At 67.4% G+C, this 21,689-nt stretch carries 11 protein-coding genes and 1 tRNA gene; 8 read left to right on the forward strand and 4 right to left on the reverse strand.

What is annotated here, in order from left to right; all coding sequences use genetic code 11:
* Nucleotides 1-159 precede the first annotated feature (159 nt).
* A tRNA-Arg gene (locus AC1PLS_RS02270) sits at nt 160-236 on the forward strand.
* A 162-nt stretch (nt 237-398) separates the two neighbouring features.
* Here AC1PLS_RS02270 and AC1PLS_RS02275 read toward each other — a convergent pair.
* The gene (locus tag AC1PLS_RS02275) at nt 399-740 is read right to left on the reverse strand and encodes an HPF/RaiA family ribosome-associated protein (RefSeq protein WP_024938247.1); all 342 of its coding nucleotides are present in this window, start codon (nt 738-740) and stop codon (nt 399-401) included.
* A 350-nt stretch (nt 741-1,090) separates the two neighbouring features.
* Here AC1PLS_RS02275 and AC1PLS_RS02280 point away from each other — a divergent pair, with 350 nt between their 5' ends.
* Nucleotides 1,091-3,514 (forward strand): DUF3772 domain-containing protein, encoded by a 2,424-nt coding sequence (locus AC1PLS_RS02280; protein ID WP_260300110.1) that lies wholly within the window; start codon nt 1,091-1,093, stop codon nt 3,512-3,514.
* Between the two features lie 300 nt (nt 3,515-3,814).
* Here the strand turns inward: AC1PLS_RS02280 and AC1PLS_RS02285 are convergent, their stop codons facing one another.
* Nucleotides 3,815-5,923 carry a phosphoglycerol transferase I gene (locus AC1PLS_RS02285; protein ID WP_184432355.1) on the reverse strand — a complete coding sequence of 703 codons (2,109 nt, stop codon included), beginning with the start codon at nt 5,921-5,923 and terminating at the stop codon, nt 3,815-3,817.
* Between the two features lie 475 nt (nt 5,924-6,398).
* On the reverse strand, nt 6,399-8,123 hold the full coding sequence (locus AC1PLS_RS02290) for an ABC1 kinase family protein (RefSeq protein WP_024938244.1): 1,725 nt from the start codon (nt 8,121-8,123) through the stop codon (nt 6,399-6,401).
* Between the two features lie 238 nt (nt 8,124-8,361).
* Between AC1PLS_RS02290 and AC1PLS_RS02295 the strand changes: the two genes are divergently transcribed.
* A complete protein-coding gene (locus tag AC1PLS_RS02295) occupies nt 8,362-9,303 on the forward strand; it encodes a DUF808 domain-containing protein (protein ID WP_053046019.1) in 942 nt (313 codons plus the stop codon).
* 154 nt (nt 9,304-9,457) lie between these two features.
* Here the strand turns inward: AC1PLS_RS02295 and AC1PLS_RS02300 are convergent, their stop codons facing one another.
* Entirely contained in the window at nt 9,458-11,077 is a 1,620-nt protein-coding gene (locus tag AC1PLS_RS02300) for a GGDEF domain-containing protein (protein WP_024938243.1), read from the reverse strand.
* A gap of 486 nt (nt 11,078-11,563) precedes the next feature.
* Between AC1PLS_RS02300 and glgA the strand changes: the two genes are divergently transcribed.
* From glgA to treY, 5 genes are read left to right on the forward strand one after another with little or no spacing between them, the layout of a single operon-like run.
* A complete protein-coding gene (gene glgA / locus AC1PLS_RS02305; protein WP_047127915.1) occupies nt 11,564-13,147 on the forward strand; it encodes a glycogen synthase GlgA in 1,584 nt (527 codons plus the stop codon).
* Entirely contained in the window at nt 13,144-15,375 is a 2,232-nt protein-coding gene (locus AC1PLS_RS02310) for a 1,4-alpha-glucan branching enzyme (protein ID WP_184432353.1), read from the forward strand. Before glgA ends, AC1PLS_RS02310 begins: the two co-directional genes overlap by 4 nt.
* A 2-nt stretch (nt 15,376-15,377) precedes the next feature.
* On the forward strand, nt 15,378-17,135 hold the full coding sequence (gene treZ / locus AC1PLS_RS02315) for a malto-oligosyltrehalose trehalohydrolase (protein ID WP_184432351.1): 1,758 nt from the start codon (nt 15,378-15,380) through the stop codon (nt 17,133-17,135).
* Entirely contained in the window at nt 17,132-19,081 is a 1,950-nt protein-coding gene (malQ, locus tag AC1PLS_RS02320) for a 4-alpha-glucanotransferase (RefSeq protein ID WP_065033036.1), read from the forward strand. The genes treZ and malQ overlap by 4 nt, the downstream gene beginning before the upstream one ends.
* Nucleotides 19,078-21,681: a malto-oligosyltrehalose synthase gene (treY, locus tag AC1PLS_RS02325; RefSeq protein WP_184432350.1), complete on the forward strand. Its 2,604-nt coding sequence runs from the start codon at nt 19,078-19,080 to the stop codon at nt 21,679-21,681. The genes malQ and treY overlap by 4 nt, the downstream gene beginning before the upstream one ends.
* The last annotated feature ends 8 nt before the right edge of the window (nt 21,682-21,689 follow it).

The raw sequence follows: 21,689 nt of genomic DNA on the forward strand, positions 1-21,689 counted from the left end.
AATCTTCCGGGCGGCTGCGCGAACTCGCGCCAGGTACCTCCGCGCCGGCGCTGGCTCCGGACTGGGCTCCATCGGCAATGCAGCGGTGTCCGGCCGTTCGGCACTCCCTGTCGCCGGTGTCACGCGCGCGGCGGCGGTTCTGGCATAATGCCCGGCCAGGCGCTCGTAGCTCAGCCGGATAGAGTAGTGGCTTCCGAAGCCATTGGTCGGGGGTTCGAATCCCTCCGGGCGCACCAGATCAAAACCCATCGGCCCGCCGCAGTGACACTGCAGCGGGTCGATGGCGTTTCTGGATCAGGGGTTGGTGCCGGCTGATGTATCAATGCGTCATTGCGCTGCGGTGCCAACGATGCACCGGCTGGCAGGGGGCGCCTGGCGCCACCCTGTCCAGGCGCGGATCAGAGTGCTTCCGGCGGCGGTGTGGTGGCCTTGGCGTGCTGCTTGCCACGTGCGTGTTCGATAGCGGTGCGCAGCTTGCGTGCGGCGCCGGTGACGGCCGAGGCGGTGGTTTCGGCGCTATTGGTGGCCGCGATCGGCGGCAGGCCGGCGACGTGCGCCTCGATGCTGCAGGTTCGATCCGCTGCGCCGCCGCGCTGGCCGTTTTCATCGCGCAAATGCACTTCGACGCGGGTGATGTCGTTGGCGAAATGCGCCAGCTGGGCGGAGCAGGTCTTCTCGACATGCTGCACGACTGAAGGGTCATGCGGCACGTGCTTGTCGGTCTGGATCTGAATCTGCATAGAGTATCTCCTTCGCGGTCATCCGCTGCGTCTGCCGTAGCGGTGACTCGATTCTGCGACAGCGCACCGTTGCCGCGAGGTGACAAGCTGCACCGCGTTCATGCTCAGGTTGGGATGACCGGACGGTGCATCTACTGCGGCGGGCAGCGCTGTCACCGCATCGCGAAAGAACCTGCGATCGCGCAGTAACAGCCGCTGCTGGCGAGCTCTGCCAGGCTGAACCCGCACGGCAGCGTCGATCCGCCTGGCTGGAAGCAGTGGATTAAGATGCCGGCACCGCGCTGGTTGCGCCTGTCCGATCTCTGCCTGTGTCCGAATTCCGAGTTGCCCTGGGTGCCCGTCGCGGCGTGTTGCAGCGTGTGCTGCTGCTGGTCGCGTTGTGGATGGTGTGCGTGGGCGCCGCCGTGGCGCAGGACGACGACACGCTGCTAGAGACCGCACAGACTCAGCTCGACAACATGCAGAAGGTGCTGACCCAGGCCGACGCGGGCATGGAGAAGGCCGATACCGAGCAGCTCGGCAAGCTCACCGACGATGTCGCCGGCGCGCAGCGGCAGGCACAGGATCTGGTGCGCACGCTGGAGCAACCGCTCAAGGAGCTCAACGGGCGACTGGAGGGGCTCGGTGTCGCCGCGCCGAACGAACCGGCCGACCTGGCAAAACAGCGCAAGGCGCTGACCAAGGAGCGCGATCAGCTCAATGCCGAGTTCATCAGGGCCACGCTGCTGGTCTCCAATGCCAAGGAACTGGCCGACCGGCTCGAACGCGAGCGGGTGCAACGCTTCAGCGTGAAGCTCTCCACGCGGGTGGCCTCGCCGTTGTCGCCGACCTTGTGGAAACAGATCGCGCAGCAGTGGCCCGACGATCGTGCCCGCCTTCAGGCCTTGTCCGACAAGACGGTGCAGATGGTGCAGGCCGGCATCGCAGGCAACGGCGTGGGCGGGCTGATGACCGCTGTCGTCATCGCGTTGCTGCTGGCGCTTCCGCTGCGCATCTTCCTGCGTCACCTGGGGCGTCGTTATGCGGCCTCGCGTGCGCCCGGCGGACGCCTGCGACGCTCGGGCCTGGCACTGTGGTTTCTGCTGGTCGGCACGCTGACTCTGGGGATTGCGGCATTCGTGCTGGTCGAGGGCATCCGTGCGCTCGGCGAGCTGCCCGACGATCTGGACCAGTTGCTGACCGGATTCGTCGCCATCAGCGTAGTGGCTGCCTTCGTCGGTTCGCTCAGTGCCAGCCTGTTGATGAAGCACCAGCCCAGCTGGCGCCTGTTCCCGCTGGACGATGCCACTGTCGACCGCCTGCGCGTGCATTGCCTGGCCACCGCGGCGGTGATCTGGTTCAGCGGCATGGCGATGAAGATCAACGAGGTGGCCGGCAGCAGCCCCGCACTGACCACCGCCACCGATGCGCTGGCCGCGTTGCTGTATGCAGGGTTGATCCTGTCGGCGTTGGCCGGGCTGAGCCTGTCCTTGCGTGCGCATGCGGCAAATGCCGGTGTGGCCGATCCGGACAGCGATGCGCCGCCGCCGGTGGTCTCGCGTGGTGGCGGCTTCATCGTGCTGATCCGCCTGCTGGGCCATCTGGCGGTGATCTTTGCGCTGATCGCGGCCTTGTTCGGCTATCTCAATCTGGCGTTGTTCGTGGAGCGGCAGATCATCTGGATCACCCTGGTATGCAGCCTGCTCGGCCTGCTGGTGGTCTTTGCCGACGATCTGATGACCTGGCTGTTCAAGCCCGACGGCCGCTTCAGCCGGGCCTTGTCGCATGCGCTCAGCATCGGCAGCGGACGCCTGGTGCAGCTCGGGCTGCTGATATCGGCGGCGACTCGCGTGCTGCTGGTGCTGCTGGGCATCGCGGTGCTGCTGACGCCGTATGGCGCCAACATCAGCGTGGTGACCGACTGGGCGGAGAACATCGCCCACGGCATCACCATCGGCAAGGAGCTGGTGATCACCCCGGGCGATGTGTTCAGGGCGCTGTGCGTGTTCCTGCTCGGCATGGGGCTGGTGCACGTGGTGCAGCAGTGGTTGCTCAACACCTATCTGCCCAAGACCGAGCTCGATGACGGTGCGCGCAATTCCATCAGTACGGTGGCGCGCTATCTGGGCTGGCTGATCGTGGTGGTGTGGGGCCTGACTGCATTGGGCCTGGATCTGAAGCGGCTTGCGCTGGTGTTGAGCGCGCTGTCAGTGGGTATCGGTTTCGGTCTGCAGGCGATCACGCAGAACTTCGTGTCGGGCCTGATCCTGCTGGCCGAGCGGCCGGTGAAGATCGGCGATTGGGTGCGTATCGGCGACCAGGAGGGCGACGTACGCAAGATCAGCGTGCGTGCGACCGAGATCCAGGTCGGCGACCGCTCCACCCTGATCGTGCCCAACTCGGAATTGATCACCAAGAGCGTGCGCAACATGACCCTGTCCAACCCGATGGGGCGGGTGCAACTGCAGTTCTCGGTGCCGTTGGAAACCGACGTGGCAAAGGTGCGCAACATGCTGCTGGAGCTGTTTGCCGAGCACACCAAGGTGCTGGCCGATCCGGCTCCCTCGGTGTTCATCGATTCACTGGCCGGCGGGCATGTCAACTTCAATTCGTTCGCCTATGTGCGCAGCCCGCGCGATTCGTACGGGGTACGCAGCGAGCTGTTCTTCGCGTTGTTGCAGCGGATGGAAACGGCGGGGATTGCGCTGCAATCGCCGCAGGAAATTCGCTTCAGCCGGGCAGGTGCGGCGGTGGCGCGCGATTCGGCCGATGGCACGCCTGCATCGGAAGATTGAGTCGACGCGTGGATGCAGCGCGTGGGAAGGGGCCCTGGTCGCACGCACACTGATCGAACAACGCGGGTCCTACTCTGCCTGCGCCATGCACACCGACCATCCCGACAGGTCCTTGCCTGCTCACCGTCGCGGGACCTTACGCGGCATGGATGCCGCGTAAGAGCCTACAAGGACGTACTTGCGGCGTGTCCTGCGATGGTGGGCGGGCAAGGACCCCGCAGTCAGGCCGCAAATTGCACGCTTCGACGTTGCTCTTGAGCTTTGCCTTCGCCGTTGCTTCATACAGGGCGACAGCCAGACTCAGGAGCGATCCGCGACCTGGGTCTGCTTCACCAGGGCCAGGTCGTCCACGCTGACGTCTTCGGTGTAGTCCAGCCAGGCGCGGATTTCCAGATCGTCCACCGCATGTTCCAGGCCTACCGGCATGCGGATGCGACCGGCCGCATCGGGCACCACCCATTGCTGGGCCAGCACCACCTTGCGCTCCGACGAGACTGCCTCCACCCAGAATGCACGCGTCGGCCGGCGCTTGGCGTACAGCTCCAGCATGTAACGACCGGCTTCGGTCTTGCGCGCGGCCTGGGTGAGCATGATCGGCTGGCGTACGCGTGGGCGCGGGCCTTGCTGGCTGGCCTCCAGCGGCGCATCCACGGCGATGCCGCGGGTCAGGTCCGGGTCGCGGTATAGCTTCATGCTCTGGTGGCGGTCGACCACCAAAGCGCACCAATCGCCATCGGCCGAGCCGTCCTCGAACGCCGTGCAGCGATCCACATAGGCCAGCGTGCCCTCGGTGTGGGTGCGGTCGAACTGGCGCGAGGTGTTTTCCAGATAGACGGTTTTGAGGTTGGTGTCGTCGTCGTATTCCAGCAGCACCGGCGGGCGCACCTGCTGCACGCCCACCACCACATCGCCATTGCCGTTGATACGCAGCATGCGGGTGCTGCGCCCGGTCCACAGCGTGCGTGCGTAAGCGAGATAGCGCGGGTAGTCCTTGCCGCTGTCGCGGCTGGCCGCAACGCTGGCGCTGGGGGGCGCATCGCTGGCCAGCAGCGAGCGGCCGAAGCCCAGCGTGCGCATGCCCGGCTCCAGCAACTGCAACAGCGTCGCGCCCGAATCCAGCGTGCTGCCGGCGCGTGTGACCACTTGCTGCGGGGCGATGTCCTTGCCCAGGAACAGCAGCAGATTTTCGCGCTTCTGCTTGGCCAGGACGTCGCTGAGATCGTTGGGCATCGCCAGGTGATCGGAGGCGATCACGATGATGGTGTTCTTGCCGTAGCGGCTATTGCGAATGCGCGCGACCAGCTCGCCGATCAGCCGGTCGCTGCACTTGAGCGCATGCAGCAGCCCGATGTCGCCCAACGCGCTGTCGTAGTGCTGGCCCTTGCACGCCAGCGGCAGATGGCCGGCAGGGTGGTGGGTGTCCATGGTCAGTGTGGTGAGCATGAACGGCTGGCCGGCGCGCGACAGCGTCTGGAAGCTGTCCCAGGCATCGTCCAGCAGCACATCGTCGTGCACGCCCCAGGCGGAAAAGTGGTTCGGCGCCACGCCTTTGTCGCGGAAGTAGCTGACGTCGTGCACCACATCGAAGCCATGGCTGGACAGGAAACTGCCCTTGCCGGCAAAGCTGGCATCGGCGCCACCGACATAGTGATTGCGGTAGCCCTGATCCTTGAGATAGTCGCCCAGGCAGCGCGCTTCGGGCAGGAACAGGCCCATGCGGCCCATGCTGTTTTCATCGCCGGGCGCGGTGGTCAGCGGCACGCCGCACATCGAGGCGACCATGCCGGCGATGGTCCAGCCGCTGCCTTCGGTGGAGGTGAGGTTGCGCACGTCCACCGCCTCGCTGGCTAGCGCGCGCAGGTTTGGCATCAGGCCGGGAAACACGTCTTCGTCGAAGTAGGTGCGTTCCAGGCTCTCGCCGTAGATCCACACGATGTTCTTGCGCTTCTGCAAGGGCTGCTGCGGCACCAGGTATTCCGGTACCACGGTGGCGTAATCCACCGGGCGCAGCTGGTAGTACAGGCGCTTGCCGTCGCGGTACAAGGGGCTGACCGCGATGCTCACCAGCAACATCACCACGAAGCCGCCGAATACCGCATTGCCTCCACGCGGGCGACGGAAACGCCGCACCCTGAGCAACACCAGCGGGCTGAGCGACAGCAGCACCATGCCGATAAACACGGCGATATAGCCGGAGAAATCGCTGACGCCGGCACCGTCCATGTCCGCGCGCAGGTGATACAGCGTGGCAGCATTGATGCCGTCGCCGCTGAGCCGATCCACCAGGCCCCAGGCACTGAGCAACAGCAGCAGCAATGACAACAATCCGGCCTTCAGCCACGCCAGACGTGGCGAGGCGACCAAGAGCCAAAGCAGGAGCAACAGCGAAAACAACAACATCCAATGCATGCGGCAGCGTCCGTGGGGGAATGATGCGAGCGCGTACCGGACGCCTTGCTCGCCATGTCCTGTGCGCCACACCCAATGTGACACCCGGATGACGGACTATGCCGCGCTGAAGCTGACTGAAATGTTTGTTGGAGTTGCGTGCTTGCCGTAGCGCGGCACAGCGTGCGCGGTGACGATCAGCTGGTCGCGGTGGCGCTCGCCAAGGGAGCCACGGTTTCTACACTCCGCATCTGGCGCGGCTCTCGCACATCGGCGACGTCTCGATAACGCCACATCGCCCGATCCACTTTGATCGCTGGACGCGGCGGTCTTTGCATGCGACGCCGGTTAAGCCGCGTCGCGCTCGGGTGCGCTCCTACGCATGTGTGTGGCGCTATCGATGCCCGCGTTCTTCGCGTGGACGCGGCGGTCTTGGCAGGCGACACCGGGTAACGCCATGTCGCGCCCGGGTATGCTCCTACGCGGGGGTGTGGCGCTATCGATGCCCGCGTTCTTCGCGTGCACGCACGCGGCGGTCGAACAGCAGCGCGCTGAGCACGATGCCCAGGCCCAGCACGACGCCGAGCAGGAACAGCACCATTGCGATCGCCGGATAGCCCCACAGCTTCAAGCCGGTTTCGATACGCATCATCTGCGCCGAGGCCATGATCAGCGCCGCAGTCACGATGCCGGCCGCCACGCGGTTGGCGATCTTCTGCAGGCTTTCCATCAGATGCGATTCTTCCAGCCCGGTGACGCGCATCTGCAGGCGGTTTTCCGCCGCCAGCGACAGGATCTCGGACATGCGGCGCGGTCCTTCGCGCACCAGATGCTGCAGTTCCATCGCCTCGCTGGCCAGATTGGCCGCCGACAGGGATTTTTTCAGGCGCGCGCGCATCACATGCTGCAGGTGGCGCTCGACGATGCGGCGCGTGTCCAGGTGCGGCGACAGCGTGCGGCACACGCCTTCCAGGTTCAACAAGGTCTTGCCGAGCAGGCTCAGCTCCGGCGGCGTGCGCAGGCCGTTGGCGGTGGCGATGCGCACCAGGTCCAGTACCACACGGCCCTCGGAGGTGGTGTCGTGCGCGGCGTAGCGGGCGATCATCTGCCCGGTTTCGCGCTGGTAGCGGTCTTCGTCGTAATCCTCCAGGCGCGTGCTCAGCGCGATGGTCTCTTCGGCGACCTCTTCGCCACGGCCGTCGACGGCGGCGAACAGCAGCTTGAGCAAGCGCTCGCGCAGGCGCGGCGGCACGTGCGCGACCATGCCCAGGTCGAAGATCGCCAGGCGCCCGTCCTGCAGCACGCGCAGGTTGCCCGGATGCGGGTCGGCGTGGATCTCGCCATGCACGAACATCTGGTCCAGGTAGCCCTTGACCAGTTCTGCGGCCAGCTTGTCCATCGGCTGCTCGGTGCGGCGCAGGCCGGAGATCTTGTCCACGCGCACGCCTTCGGCCAGCTGCATGGTCAGCACCTTGCGGCTGCTCAGGTCCCACACCGGTTGCGGAATCCACAACAGCGGAAACGGCTTGAGATGTTTGCCGAAGCGCACCAGCGTCTCGGCCTCGTCCTCGTAATTGAGCTCGGCGCGCAGGGTCTTGCCGAATTCGCCCAGCCAGTCTGCAAAGCGTACGCGCCGGCCGATGCCGGTCAGGCGGTCGGCGGCGGTGGCAAAACTCTTGAGCACGTCCAGATCCGAACGTACCTGGGCGGCGACTTCGGGCTTTTGCACCTTGACTGCCACCGGGGTGCCGTCGCGCAGGGCGGCGCGGTGCACCTGCGCCAGCGAGGCGCAGCCCAGCGGCACCGGATCGAAAAACGAGAACGCCTTGTTGACCGACACGCCGAGTTCTTCTTCGATGATCTGGCGGATGCGCTCCACCGGCACCGAACTGGTGTTCTCCTGCATGCGCTCCAGCGCCGTGGCGAACTCCGGCGGCACGATGTCCGGCCGCGTGGACAGCATCTGGCCGAGCTTGACGAAGGTGGGACCGAGCGCTTCCAGGTCGGAGACGAACTGGTCGGGCGTGCCTTCGGCGGGCACTTCGTACTCGTTGATCGCAGCCGGATCCAGGTTCATGCCGGCAAACACGCCCGACCCGCGATACCGCAGCAACAGGCGCAGGATCTGCGTGCGACGGCTCATGCCGCCCACCACGCCGGTGTCGGCGGGGATCGCGGCCTGGGCCGGTGTGCGGTACGGGTCGTTCGGACTCAAGGCCATCTCCGGCGGTCGTGCAAGAGCGCGAGTGTGGCCAGCGGCGGGTCGTCGGGCGGTGAATCCAGACAAGCGGCTACGGCGCGATCGTGTGCGGCGAGGCCGACGGGCATGGCCGAATCATGCGGTCGGCGGGCGTCGGGATCGCGCACCAACGGTCGGCAACGGCGTGCAACCGCCTGCCATCACCCCATACGGGCGCAGGATCGGCGAGAATCCACCGCCACTCACGAAGGACCCCCGCATGGCCGGTGCCAGCCTGTTCACCCTGCTCGACGACATCGCCACGCTGCTGGACGACGTTTCCATCCTGACCAAGGTCGCGGCCAAGAAGACCGCCGGCGTCCTGGGCGACGACCTGGCGCTCAATGCGCAGCAGGTCACCGGCGTCACCGCCGACCGCGAGTTGCCGGTGGTGTGGGCGGTGGCCAAGGGCTCGCTGATGAACAAGGTGATCCTGGTGCCGGCGGCACTGGCGATCAGCGCCCTGGAGGCCTGGCTGCGCGGGCGCGGCTACAACGTGCCGCTGGTAATGCCGCTGATGATGATCGGCGGTGCCTACCTGTGCTTCGAGGGCGTGGAGAAGCTGGCGCACAAGTTCCTGCACAACCAGGACGAGGAAGCGCAGCGGCATGCCGAGCGCACCCGCGCGCTGGCCGACCAGAACGTGGACGTGGTGGCGCTGGAAAAGGACAAGGTCAAGGGCGCGATCCGCACCGACTTCATCCTGTCGGCGGAGATCATCGTGCTGTCGCTGGGCGTGGTGGCCGGGGTGTCGTTCGGCCAGCAGGTCGCGGTGCTGGTGGCGATCGCGCTGGCGATGACCATCGGCGTGTACGGTCTGGTCGCGGCCATCGTCAAGCTGGACGACCTGGGCCTGTACCTGAGCAAGAAGGGCGCGGCGTTGGCGGCGCTGGGCCGCGGCATCCTGGTGGCTGCGCCGTGGCTGATGAAGTTCCTGTCGGTGGCCGGCACGCTGGCGATGTTCCTGGTCGGCGGCGGCATCCTGGTGCACAACATCCCGGCACTGCATCACCTGGTTCAGGACCTGGCCAAGTCGGCCGGCGGCATGGGCTGGTTGGTCGATGCACTGGGCAACATGCTGGTCGGCGTGATTGCCGGTGCGATCGTGCTGGGCGCGGTGATGCTGTTCCAGAAGCTGCGCGGGAAGCCGGCGGCGCACTGACGCCGTCCCGCGGCGGGCCAGGGGAGCCCCTGGTCGCCGCACGGAAGCGGTTGGTCGTAGTGGGGCCCGGCGGCAACCGAAAGACCGGCGGCGCCTCTGCGTCGTGCGTCGGTGATCCGGTCCGACCGGTCGATGCGGCAGGCCGCGTTCGCGGCTAGTCGGCGCTGATCACCCGATTCTTGCCGGCTGCCTTGGCGTCGTACATGGCGCGGTCGGCACGGCGGATCACATCGTCCTGGGCCTCGTCGAGATGGCGCAGTGCCACGCCGCCGCTGAAGCTGACGAACACGCGCACGTCCTCGTGCAGCAACGAGCGCTGGGCCAGTGCGCGCTGCAGGCGGATCACTGCCGCGCTGGCTTCGAAGATGGTGGAGTCCGGCAACAGCAGCACGAACTCCTCGCCGCCGAAGCGGGCGATGGCGTCGGTGGTGCGCAGCACCGACTTGGCCACGTCCACGGTGTGGCGCAGCGCGGCGTCGCCACCGGCGTGGCCGTGGGTCTCGTTGAGGCGGCGGAAGTCGTCCAGATCCAGCATCGCCACGCACAAGGGTTGCCCGCCGCGCTGGGTGCGTGCGGCCTCACGCTGGAACAGTTCCTCGAAGCCACGGCGGTTCAGCGCGCCGGTCAGCTGGTCTTCGCGCACCAGCCCGGCCACGTCCTTGAGTTCCTGTTCGAGCGAGGCGATGCGCTGCTCGGCGTCCTCGACCTGGCGGCGTGCGGCCAGCAGCTCGTCGCGTGCGGCCAGTGCCTGCGCCTGCACCCCGGCAGTGTCCTGTAGCACGTCCTGCAACAGCCGGTTGAGGTCGGGAATGCTGCGAGCGTCGCCGATCGCCTGCGAATAGCCGGCAACGCGATCGTGGTACTCGCCGGTGCTGGTGGCCATGCCGTCGAGCCGATCGACGAAGGACACCATCATCTCGCGCATCGCGGTCTTGGAGTCGGCAATGCCTTGCTTGAGCAGGCCCTGCTTGTAGATGACCTCGCGCAAGGTGCCGCGTGCCTGTTCGATCGAGCTGACATCCAGCGGCCCGGAGATCAACTGCCGCACCACCGAGATCTGGCCCTGCAGCCAGCTGCGATCGTCGAGCAGTTCGCCGACGTTCTCCAACAGCAGGTCGAACAGGCCGAGCAGCAGGTTCTGCTGCTCGCTGGCATCTTCGGCACGCAGGCCGATCTGATGACTGAGTTCGCGCAGGCGCTGTTCCAGCGTAATCAGCTCATGGCCGGGGCGCCAGTGGCGCAGTGCCGATGCCAGGGTCTGCGCTTCCTCGGCCAGTTCCGGGCTGCGTTGCAGCAGCGTGGCCAGGGCATTGCCCAGCGCGTGCCGCAGCAGGTCGCGCAGTTGTTCGGCTTCGGTGCGCCCTTCGGCCAGCGAGTCGCCGGTATCGATGGTGCGGATGTACTTGTCGATCAGTTGCCGCAGGGTGCGGCCGTAGCCGGGCCAGTCGCCGGCCGCATAGGCTGCGCTCAGGCGCACGCCCATGTCGCCGAGTTCGCCATGCAGGCTGGTGATGCCTTCGGCGAAGGCCAGCAGCAAGGCCTCCGGATGCGCGGCATGCGAGAACAGGCGCATCAACAGGGCGGTGGCGGCCGCCGGGTCGTGCGCGCCGGACTTGTTCTTGGCCGGCACCAGCTGATGCGCGGCCAGGCCGTGCCCGCCGCCGATCACGCTGGGCAGGGCGGCGGCCGGGCGCGCGCTGTCCGCGCCGCCCCAGGGCAACAGGCGGCGCAGCCCGCCACGTGGGCGGCTTGGGAGTTCAGGCTGGTCTGCCATGCGCCGGGGTCTCGGAAAGTCGTGGTGCCATTGCGGGTTATCGGCGCGCGGGCGTCGCGCTTAAGCGGTCTGGGCAGGTCTGCGCAGTTCCGGCAGGCAGCCCCGATGCCAGGCAGTAGACGACAGCGGTCCTGCATGCGCGGCTGAACAAGTCATGCGGGTGATGGCGGGCGCCGCCGTCGTTGCCCGCTTTCGGTGCGTTTCAACAACCGCGCACCACGGCAGGGATGTCATCGCACTGCAATGCGCCGCTTATGCCTTTAGAGCTACGCAACCATGCGCAAGGGAATGTAGATGTCGCAGAAAAGTCAGCACGTATTCACGCATATTTTATTTGCCCGGGGTGTAGATTCGTCCCAAGGACAACGTGGAGTACGCGCGTTGGCCCCGCTCCTCATTCGTAGCAGGTCGTCTGGCTGAATCGGCAGATGATGGTTGTCGCTTCGCTGTTTTTCCGTCTCCACCCACTTTACGACGGACGTTTAGATGGTTGCCATGATGCCGCTTCACGCTACTACCGCACGCTTAGAGCGCAGCACGATGCTCCCGACTCTGAAGAAGAGCGGGCGACCGCGTGATGCGCGTGGCCGCTTCATTCGCCATCACGAGCGCCTGCCGGTGTCGCCGGCCGATACCCGCGGCGCCTTGTTCGTGGTGTCGGAGATGGCGGACTTCATCAAGGCGGGCGGTCTGGGCGATGTGGCCGCGGCGCTGCCACGCGCGCTGCGCCATCGCTACGACGTCCGTGTGCTGATCCCCGGCTACCGGGCGGTGCTGGCGCGGGCGGGCAAGGTGGAGATCGTCGGCCGGGTGCTGGCGCATGCCGCACTGCCGGCCTGCGACATCGGCCGCATCGTGCAATCGGACGGGCTGCCGATCTACATCCTGCTGTCCAAGGAATTGTTCGAACGTGACGGCTCGCCCTATGTGAGCACCAGCGGCTCGGAATTCGAAGACAACGCGATCCGCTTTGCCACCTTGTCGCATGCCGCTGCGCAGATCGCCGCCGGCCATGCCGGACTGGGCTGGAAGCCGCGCCTGCTGCACCTCAACGACTGGCCGTGCGCGCTGGCGGCCGCCTATGTGCGCTGGTCCGGCGGCACCACGCCGTGCCTGTTGACCATCCATAACCTGGCCTACCAGGGCCTGGTGCCGTATTCGATGGCCGCCGCGCTGGGCATCCCGGCCGAGCGTGTGGCCGAGCTGGAGTTCTACGGGCAGATGTCGTTCCTGCGCGGCGGCATCGTGCATGCCGACCACGTCAACACGGTCAGTGTCAGCTATGCCCAGCAGATCACCGGCCCGGCGCAGGGCTGTGGCCTGGACCGCCTGCTGGCCGGCCGCGCCGCCAAGGGCGCGCTGACCGGCATCGTCAACGGCATCGACGCCAGCTGGGACCCGCGTACCGACGAATATCTGGACACGCACTTCAGCGTCAATCAGTGGCAGGGCCGTCAGGCCAACGCCGCGCAGGTGCGCAAGGCCTTCGGGCTGCGCGAGAGCACCGGCCCGCTGTTTGCGGTGGTGTCGCGGCTGGTGCATCAAAAGGGCCTGGACCTGATCTGCGAGGTCGCCCCGCAGATCGTGGCGGCCGGCGGCCAGATCGCGGTGATCGGCGGTGGCGAGCCGGAGATCGAGCAACAGGTCGCCGAGCTGACCCGGCGCTATCCGGGCCAGGTCGGTGCCTTCATCGGTTTCGAGGAAGGCTTGGCGCGGCGCATGTTCGCCGGTGCCGACTTCCTGCTGATGCCATCGCGCTTCGAGCCGTGCGGCTTGAGCCAGATGTATGCGCAGCGTTTTGGCTGCCTGCCGATCGCGCACGCCACCGGTGGCCTGATCGACACGGTGGATGACGGCGTCACCGGCTTTTTGTTCCAGCACGCCAGCGTGGAAGCGTTGCGCCGCTGCCTGGAGCGCGCATTCCGCACCTTCCGCCTGCCCAGCCTGCTGTCGGCGATGCGCCGCGCGGCGATGCTGCGTCCCAGTGGTTGGGATGTGGCGGGCAAGAAATACCTCTCGCTGTACGAACGCACCGCCGCAACCGCTCCCGCGCTTGCGACGGTGTCATGAGCGAACGGCTGGGCGTGCAGGGGCAGGAGACGGAAGCGACGGCGGTGACCATGGATGGGATGTCGGATCTGGTGCAGAGCGTGCAGGCGCTGGCCGATGGCCTGCCTGCCGATGCATTCGCGGTATTGGGCCCGCATTCCCAGGCGGACGGCCGCCGGCTGGTGCGCGTGCTGGCGCCCGGTGCCGAGGCGATGGGCCTGATCGATCCACGCGGCAAGTTGCTGGCGCGCATGCAGGCCGGCCCGGTCGATGGCGTGTTCGAGGGCACGCTGGCGGTCGAAGGCCCGTATCGGCTGCGCATCGTGTGGCCGGATGTGGTACAGGAGATCGAAGACCCCTACGCCTTTGCCGCCACGCTGGACGAATCAACCCTGCTGCAGATCGCTGCCGGCGATGGCCAGGCGTTGCGCCGTGCCCTGGGTGCCCAACACCTGCACTGCGACGACGTGCCCGGGGTGCGCTTTGCGGTGTGGGCGCCGCATGCGCAACGCGTGGCGGTGGTAGGCGATTTCAATGGCTGGGATGTGCGCCGGCACCCGATGCGCCCGCGCATCGGCGGGTTCTGGGAGCTGTTCCTGCCGCGCGTGGAAGCCGGCACACGTTACAAGTACGCCATCACCGCTGCCGATGGCCGCGTATTGCTCAAGGCCGACCCGGTGGCGCGCCAGAGCGAATTGCCGCCGGCCACCGCCTCGGTGGTGCCGGGCGCGGCAGCGTTTGCCTGGACCGACGCCGCCTGGATGGCCGCGCGCGATGCCAGTGCCGCGCCGGCGCCACTGTCGATCTATGAGGTGCATGCCGCGTCCTGGCGGCGCGATGGGCACAACCAGCCGCTGGACTGGCCAGGGCTGGCCGCACAACTGATCCCCTATGTGCAGCAGCTCGGCTTCACCCATATCGAGTTGCTGCCGATCACCGAACATCCGTTCGGCGGCTCCTGGGGCTATCAACCTTTGGGGCTGTACGCACCGACCGCGCGCCACGGCAGCCCGGATGGCTTTGCCCAGTTCGTCGATGCCTGTCATCGCGCCGGCATCGGCGTGATCCTGGACTGGGTCAGCGCGCACTTTCCCGATGATGCACACGGCCTGGCGCAGTTCGACGGCGCCGCGGTGTACGAGCATGCCGACCCGCGCGAAGGCATGCATCGCGACTGGAACACGCTGATCTACAACTACGGCCGGCCCGAAGTGACCGCCTATCTGCTGGGCAGCGCGCTGGAGTGGATCGATCACTACCACCTCGACGGCCTGCGCGTGGATGCAGTGGCCTCGATGCTGTATCGCGACTATGGCCGTGCCGAAGGCGAGTGGGTGCCCAACGCGCATGGCGGCCGCGAGAATCTGGAAGCGGTCGCCTTCCTGCGCCAGCTCAACAGCGAGATTGCCACGCGCTTTCCCGGTGTGCTGAGCATCGCTGAAGAGTCCACTGCCTGGCCGGGCGTGACCGCGCCGACCAGCGAGGGCGGACTGGGCTTCACCCACAAATGGAACATGGGCTGGATGCACGACACGCTGAGCTACATGCAGCGCGATCCGGCCGAGCGCGCGCAGCATCATAGCCAGCTCACCTTCGGCCTGGTGTACGCATTCTCCGAACGTTTCGTGCTGCCGCTCTCGCACGACGAAGTGGTGCACGGCAGTGGCGGCCTGCTCGGGCAGATGCCCGGCGACGACTGGCGGCGCTTTGCCAACCTGCGCGCCTACCTGGCGTTGATGTGGGCGCATCCTGGCGACAAGCTGCTGTTCATGGGCGCCGAGTTCGGCCAGTGGAACGACTGGAATCACGATCAATCGCTGGACTGGCATCTGCTCGATGGCGCGCCGCATCGCGGCGTGCAGCAACTGGTCGGCGATCTCAATGCCGCATTGCGACGGGTGCCGGCTTTGTACCGCGGCACGCATCGTGCCGACGGTTTCGACTGGAGCGTGGCCGACGATGCGCGCAACAGCGTACTGGCGTTCATCCGCCACGATCCCGATGGCGGCGCACCGTTGCTGGCGGTGAGCAACCTCACCCCGCAACCGCACCACGACTATCGCGTTGGCGTGCCGCGTGCCGGCGGCTGGCGCGAAATCCTCAACACCGACAGTGCCCATTACGGTGGCAGCAACCTCGGCAACAGCGGTCGCCTGGCGACCGAGCCGATGGGCATGCACGGGCACGCACAACGCCTGCGCCTGACCCTACCGCCGCTGGCCACGATCTATCTGCAAGCGGAGAAATAAGAATGAACGAGCGCAACGACACCACGCCGGCATGGGGTGCATGGCCAGCGGGTGAGGGACAGGTGCGCTTCGCGCTCTGGGCACCGGACGCCAAAAGCGTGGAAGTGGTCTTCGACGACGGCGCGCGCGTCGCGTTGCAGGCCGCGCAGGATGGCTTCTTCAGCGCGGTGATCGAATGCGCGGCGGATGCGCGCTATCGCTACAGCGTCGATGGCGGCGAACCGGTGCCGGATCCGGCCTCGCGCTGGCAGCCCGAGGGCGTGCACGGCCCCAGCGCCGTGCAGCGCAGCGATGGCTACGCCTGGCAGAACACCCAGTGGCAGGGACGGCCGTGGGACGAGGCGGTGATCTACGAACTGCATGTCGGCACCTGTGGCGGCTATGCCGGGGTGCAGGCGCAACTGCCGCAGCTGGCGGCGATGGGCATCACCGCGATCGAGCTGATGCCGCTGAGCGCATTTCCGGGCGCGCACAACTGGGGCTACGACGGCGTGCTGCCGTACGCGCCGGTGGAAGCCTATGGCACGCCGGACCAATTGAAGGCGCTGATCGACGCCGCGCACGGACACGGCCTGATGGTGTTGCTGGACGTGGTCTATAACCACTTCGGCCCGGACGGCAATTACCTGCACAGCTATGCCGCCCCGTTCTTCAACGAGGACAAGCCCACCCCGTGGGGCGCGGCGATCGATTTCCGCAAGCCGCAGGTGCAGCGTTACTTTCTCGACAATGCGCTGATGTGGCTGCACGAATACGGCTTCGACGGCCTGCGCCTGGATGCGGTGCATGCGATCACCCCGAACGCCTTCCTGGATACCTTGCGGCAGACCGTGCAGGCCAGCCTGCCGTCCGGCCGCCATGTGCATCTGGTGCTGGAAAACGAGGCCAACCAGGCGTCGCAGCTGCAACGCGGCTACACCGCGCAGTGGGACGACGATTTCCACAACGCCCTGCATGTGCTGCTGACCGGCGAAGAGGAAGGCTATTACGCCGCATTCGCCGACAAGCCCACCGAACACCTGGCGCGCGTGCTGGGCGAAGGTTTCGCCTACCAGGGCGAGCCGGACCCGCGCGGGCATGTGCGTGGCGAGCCCAGTGGGGCGCTGCCGCCGCACAAGTTCGTGGTCTTTGCGCAGAACCACGACCAGATCGGCAACCGTGCGCGCGGCGAGCGGCTGAGCGTGCTGGTGTCGCCGCAACGCCTGCGTGCTGCGCTGGCGCTGACCACGCTGACGCCGATGATTCCGTTGTTCTTCATGGGCGAGCCGTGGGGCGCCACGCAGCCGTTCCTGTTCTTCACCGACTTCGGCCCGCCGCTGGACGATGCAGTGCGCGAAGGGCGCCGTCGCGAGTTTGCGCACTTCGCCGCATTCGCCGACGAAGCGCAGCGCGCCACCATTCCCGATCCAAACAGCCACGACACCTTCGCCGCCTCGCGTTCGCCGATCGAAGACGCCGCGCAGGGCGAAGGCGTGCAGTGGACAGCCTGGTTCAAGGCGCTGCTGGGCGTGCGTCGCCAGTGGCTGGTACCGGGGCTTGCACAGGCGCGCGCGGTGGGCGCCAGCGTGCTGGCCGATGGCGCAGTGACCGCCAGCTGGGAACTGCCCGACGGGCTGTGGCATATCGCCTTCAACGTCGGTGCCTCGGCGGTGCCGATGCCGCCGCTGCGCGGCCGCGTGGCGCATGTCGAAAACGTCGCCGCCGACGCGCAGCAGTTGCCGGTCGATGGCTTCATCGCCTGGCACGAGGCGCGCGCATGAGTACCCGTGATCTGAGCAGGAGCGATCTACATGCGCTGGCCGGCGCGGCCGGGGTGATGGTGGACTGGGTGGATGCCAGCGACCAGCCGCGGCAGGTGTCCGACCAATCGCTGCATGCGGTGCTCACCGCGCTGGAACTGCCTGCCGGCACCGCTGCGCAGCGCGCAGACAGCCTGCGTCGCTGCAAGGCGCACGCCACCGAGCCGGCGCCGCTGCTGACCGTGCAGGTGGCCGGGCTGCTGCCGGTGTCGGTCGCCGCCAATGCCAGCGGCCGCTGGCTGGACGACAGCGGCGCCAGCGAGCCGGCGCATGCCGATGCGCAGGGGCAGGTGCGTGCGCCGCAGCGTTTCGGCTACTGGACGCTGCAGATCGGCAGCCTGACCCAGCAGGTTGCGGTCGCCCCGCAACGCTGCTTCAGCGTGGCCGATGCCTGTGGCCTGCCGGCACCGCGTGCCTGGGGCATGGCGCTGCAGGTGTATTCGGCACGCAGCATCGACGACGCCGGCATCGGCGACGCATCGGGCACGGTGGAATGGGTGCGGCATGCCGCACTGGCCGGCGCCGATGCCCTGGCCCTGAGCCCGGTGCATGCCGCGCGCCCGGTCACCGGCGGCTACAGCCCGTATTCGCCCAGCGACCGGCGTTTTCTCGATCCCCTGCATGCCGCACCGGTGCGCATTTTGGGCGAGCTCGCACTGGAGGCGATCAACGAGGTGCCCGGCCTGCGCGAGCGCTTCGATACGCTGCACCACAGCGCCCTGATCGACTGGCCGGCCTCGGCGCAGGCCAAGTGGCAGCTGCTGCGCCATCTCTACACCCGCGTGCCCGCCGATCATCCCGATCTGGCTGCCTTCCGCAGCGAGGGCGGTGAGGCGCTGGAGGGCTTTGCACGGTTTGCCGCGCAGGATTTCGGCGACGGCGATCCGCAGTTGCACGTGTTCACGCAATGGCTGGCGGCACGCAGCTGGTCCGATGCGCAACGCGAGGCGCACGAGCGCGGCATGAAGATCGGTTTGATCGCCGATCTGGCCGTGGGCTTCGATCCCAATGGCGCCGAAGCCGCGGCGGCCGCCGACACCGTGCTGCGCGGCCTGGTGCTGGGCGCGCCGCCGGATGCCTTCAATGCCGACGGCCAGCACTGGGGCATCGGTGCGTATTCGCCCACCGCATTGCGGCGTAGCGGCTATGCACCGTATATCGCGTTGCTGCGCGCAGTGCTGCGCGACCGCGGCGGCATCCGCATCGACCATATTCTGGGGTTGTTGCGGCTGTGGGTGGTGCCGGAAGGTGCCAGCTCCAACGAAGGCGCGTATCTGGCCTATCCGCTGCACGATCTGCTCAACCTGCTCGCGCTGGAATCGTGGCGGCACCGGGCGATCGTGATTGGCGAGGACCTCGGCGTGGTGCCACCGGGCATCCGCGAGGAACTGTCGCGGCGCGGGGTCATGGGCATCGATGTGCTGATGTTCACCCGCGACGACGATGGCGCCTTCGTCTCGCCGGCGCTGTGGCGGCCGGATGCGGTGGCCACCACCACCACGCACGATCTGCCCACCCTGACCGGCTGGCGCGAAGGCCGCGATATCGACTGGCGACGCAAGCTGGAGCTGATCCAGCCCGCGCAGGCCAGCGATGACGCCACCGCGCGCAGCAAGGATCTGGCACGCCTGGATGCGGCGGTCGAACACGCCGGCCTGACCGCGGCGGACGACCCGCTGCTGGGCGCGCTGCGCTTCACCGCCACCAGCGTCTCGCCCCTGGCCTTGCTGCCGGTGGAAGACGCGCTGGCGCTGGAAGAACAACCCAATCTGCCGGGCACCGTCGAGGTCCATCCCAACTGGCGTCGACGCCTGCCCGATCCCTTGCCGCATGCGCGCCTGAGTACGGCGCTGCAGGGCTTTGCCGAGGCGCGTCGCGTCGCGGCCGTTTCGGAACCGCATCCATGATCGAACTTCGCGCCACCGCCCGCCTGCAGCTGCATGTCGGCTTCACCCTGCACGATGCGCTCGCGCAGGTGCCGTATTACGCCGGCCTCGGCATCAGCCATCTGTACCTGTCGCCGATCGGCACTGCGGTGCCGGGCTCGACGCACGGCTACGACAATATCGACCCGACCGTGGTCAATCCCGAACTCGGCGGCGAAGAGGCGCTCATCGCCCTGTCGCAGGCCGCGCGCGAGCATGGCATGGGCCTGATCGCCGACATCGTGCCCAACCACATGGCCACGCATGCGGACAACGCATGGTGGTGGGATGTGCTGCGCAATGGCCGCAGCGCCAAGCATGCCGACTGGTTCGACATCGACTGGCGCGCCCCCGGGCGCGACGGCAAGTTGTGGCTGGCGGTGCTGGACCGCCCGTATGCCACCGCACTGGCCGAAGGCCTGATCACGCTGGTGGTGGAGGACGACGGCAGCGCGGCACTGGCGCATTACGACCAGCGTTACCCGATCCGTCCGCAGACGCTGGAGGTGCCGGAAAAGACCGCCCGCGCGCAATGGCTGCGCGACTACAACGACGGCGCCAAGCGTGGCGATGGCCGTCTGCACAAGCTGATCGAGCGCCAGCCGTACCGCCTGAACTGGTGGCGCGTGGGCAACGACATGCTCAACTACCGTCGTTTCTTCGATATCACCTCGTTGGTGGCATTGCGCGTGGAGCTGCCGGCGGTGTTCGACGCGGTGCATGCGCTGCCGCTGCGGCTGGTGGCCGAAGGTCACCTGGATGGCTTGCGCATCGACCATGTGGACGGGCTCACCGACCCCACCGGCTATGTGCGCAAGCTGCGCAGCCGGCTGGATGCGGCCGGCCGCACGCGTGGCCTCAAGCCCGGCACGCTGGGGTTGTATCTGGAAAAGATCCTGGCGCCCGGCGAAGCCTTGCCGGCCGACTGGCCCTGCGATGGCACCACCGGCTACGACTTCATGGACCAGGTCGGCGGCGTGCTGCATGACCCGGCCGGCTTCAAGCCATTGGCGCGTGCCTGGCAAAAGGTGAGCGGGCGCAGTGGCGATTTCGCACAGGAAGAGCGCAGCGCACGCGACGAGATCCTGCGCGGCCCGCTGCAGACCGAATTCAATCGCGCCGTGGGTGCGTTGTCGGCACTGGCGCGACTGGACCCGCCCACGCGCGAGTTCAGCCCGCAGATGCTGGCGCGCGGCCTGTGCGTGTTGCTGCGCTGGTTTCCGGTTTACCGCACCTACGCCGGTGCCAAGGGCGTGACCGGCAGCGAAGCCGAGCGCCTGCGCGCCACCGCCGCGCGTGCGCGCGAGGGCATGCCGGAGTCGATCGTTGCGGCCGTCGACGCGATCGAGCGCTGGCTGCTCGACGATGCCGGCGCCGATCGCGCGCAGGTTGCCTTGCGGCGCATCCTGCGTCGTCGCGTGGAGCAGTTGTCCGCACCGCTCAATGCCAAGTCGGTGGAAGACACCGCGTTCTATCGACATGGCGTGCTGCTGTCGCGCAACGAGGTCGGCAGCCATCCGACCCACTTCGCCAACGACGCGGCCGAGTTCCACGCGCAGAATCTCGAACGCGCCAAGCACTTCCCGCGTGCGTTGCTGGCCACCGCCACGCACGACCACAAGCGCGGCGAAGACCTGCGCATGCGGCTGGCGGTGCTCTCCGAGCAACCGCGCTGGTGGATCGAGCAGAGCAGCCAGTTCGATGCCTTGACCGAGACGCTGGACTCCCCGGCCTTGGCCGGTGGCGACCAGCAGATGCTCTGGCAGACCCTGGTGGCCGCCTGGCCGATCGGCCTGGGCGCCGACCAGACCGAGCCGCTGGCCGAATACGCCGAGCGCATTGCGCAGTGGCTGCTCAAGGCGGTGCGCGAAGCCAAGCTGCACACCAGCTGGACCGATGGCTCTCCGGCCTACGAACAGGCCGTGCAGGCCACCGTGGAGCAGGTGCTGTGCAGCCGCGCCGGGTTGCCGCTGCGGCGGGCGCTGCTGCGCGCCAGCAACCACATCGCCGCGGCTGGCGCGCGCAATGCGCTGGTGCAGACCACGCTGCGCCTGACCGTGCCGGGCGTGCCCGACCTGTACCAGGGCACCGAAGGCTGGGATCTGTCGCTGGTGGACCCGGACAACCGCCGCCCGGTCGACTACGCGCAGCGCCAGCAGTGGCTGGCGCAGGCGCGCGACTGGAACACGCTGCTGCGCAGCTGGCGCGATGGCGCGGTCAAGGCACGTCTCACCGCACTGCTGTTGCAGCTGCGTGCCGATCATCCGTCGCTGTTTGCGAAGGGCGATTATCAGCCCTTGACCGTGGCGGTCAGCGGCGATGCGCAGGTGCTGGCGTTCCGCCGCCAGTACCGCGGCCAGTCGCTGGTGGTGGCAGTGACGCGGCTGGGTGCCGGCAACCAGGGCGATGGCGACCTGCCGCTGCTGGTGCCGCCGGCCAACTGGGGTCAGGCGTCGTTGGCATTGCCGCACGCCACGTATCGTAATGTGCTCGATGGCAGCACGCTGCAGCCGCAAGGCGGCCGCGTGGCGATATCCACGCTGTTTGCACGTGCGCCAGTGGCAGTGTTGTTGACCCTCTAAGAGAACGT

It is taken from the genome of Xanthomonas sp. NCPPB 3218 (assembly GCF_056725185.1).

Excerpts from the sequence above, each read along its gene's own strand:
- malQ (WP_065033036.1), top strand. The coding sequence starts at position 17,132 with ATGAGTACCCGTGATCTGAGCAGGAGCGATCTACATGCGCTGGCCGGC.
- glgA (WP_047127915.1), top strand. The coding sequence starts at position 11,564 with ATGGTTGCCATGATGCCGCTTCACGCTACTACCGCACGCTTAGAGCGC.
- treY (WP_184432350.1), top strand. The coding sequence starts at position 19,078 with ATGATCGAACTTCGCGCCACCGCCCGCCTGCAGCTGCATGTCGGCTTC.
- AC1PLS_RS02275 (WP_024938247.1), bottom strand. The coding sequence starts at position 740 with ATGCAGATTCAGATCCAGACCGACAAGCACGTGCCGCATGACCCTTCA.
- AC1PLS_RS02290 (WP_024938244.1), bottom strand. The coding sequence starts at position 8,123 with ATGGCCTTGAGTCCGAACGACCCGTACCGCACACCGGCCCAGGCCGCG.
- AC1PLS_RS02300 (WP_024938243.1), bottom strand. The coding sequence starts at position 11,077 with ATGGCAGACCAGCCTGAACTCCCAAGCCGCCCACGTGGCGGGCTGCGC.
- AC1PLS_RS02310 (WP_184432353.1), top strand. The coding sequence starts at position 13,144 with ATGAGCGAACGGCTGGGCGTGCAGGGGCAGGAGACGGAAGCGACGGCG.
- AC1PLS_RS02285 (WP_184432355.1), bottom strand. The coding sequence starts at position 5,923 with ATGCATTGGATGTTGTTGTTTTCGCTGTTGCTCCTGCTTTGGCTCTTG.
- AC1PLS_RS02295 (WP_053046019.1), top strand. The coding sequence starts at position 8,362 with ATGGCCGGTGCCAGCCTGTTCACCCTGCTCGACGACATCGCCACGCTG.
- treZ (WP_184432351.1), top strand. The coding sequence starts at position 15,378 with ATGAACGAGCGCAACGACACCACGCCGGCATGGGGTGCATGGCCAGCG.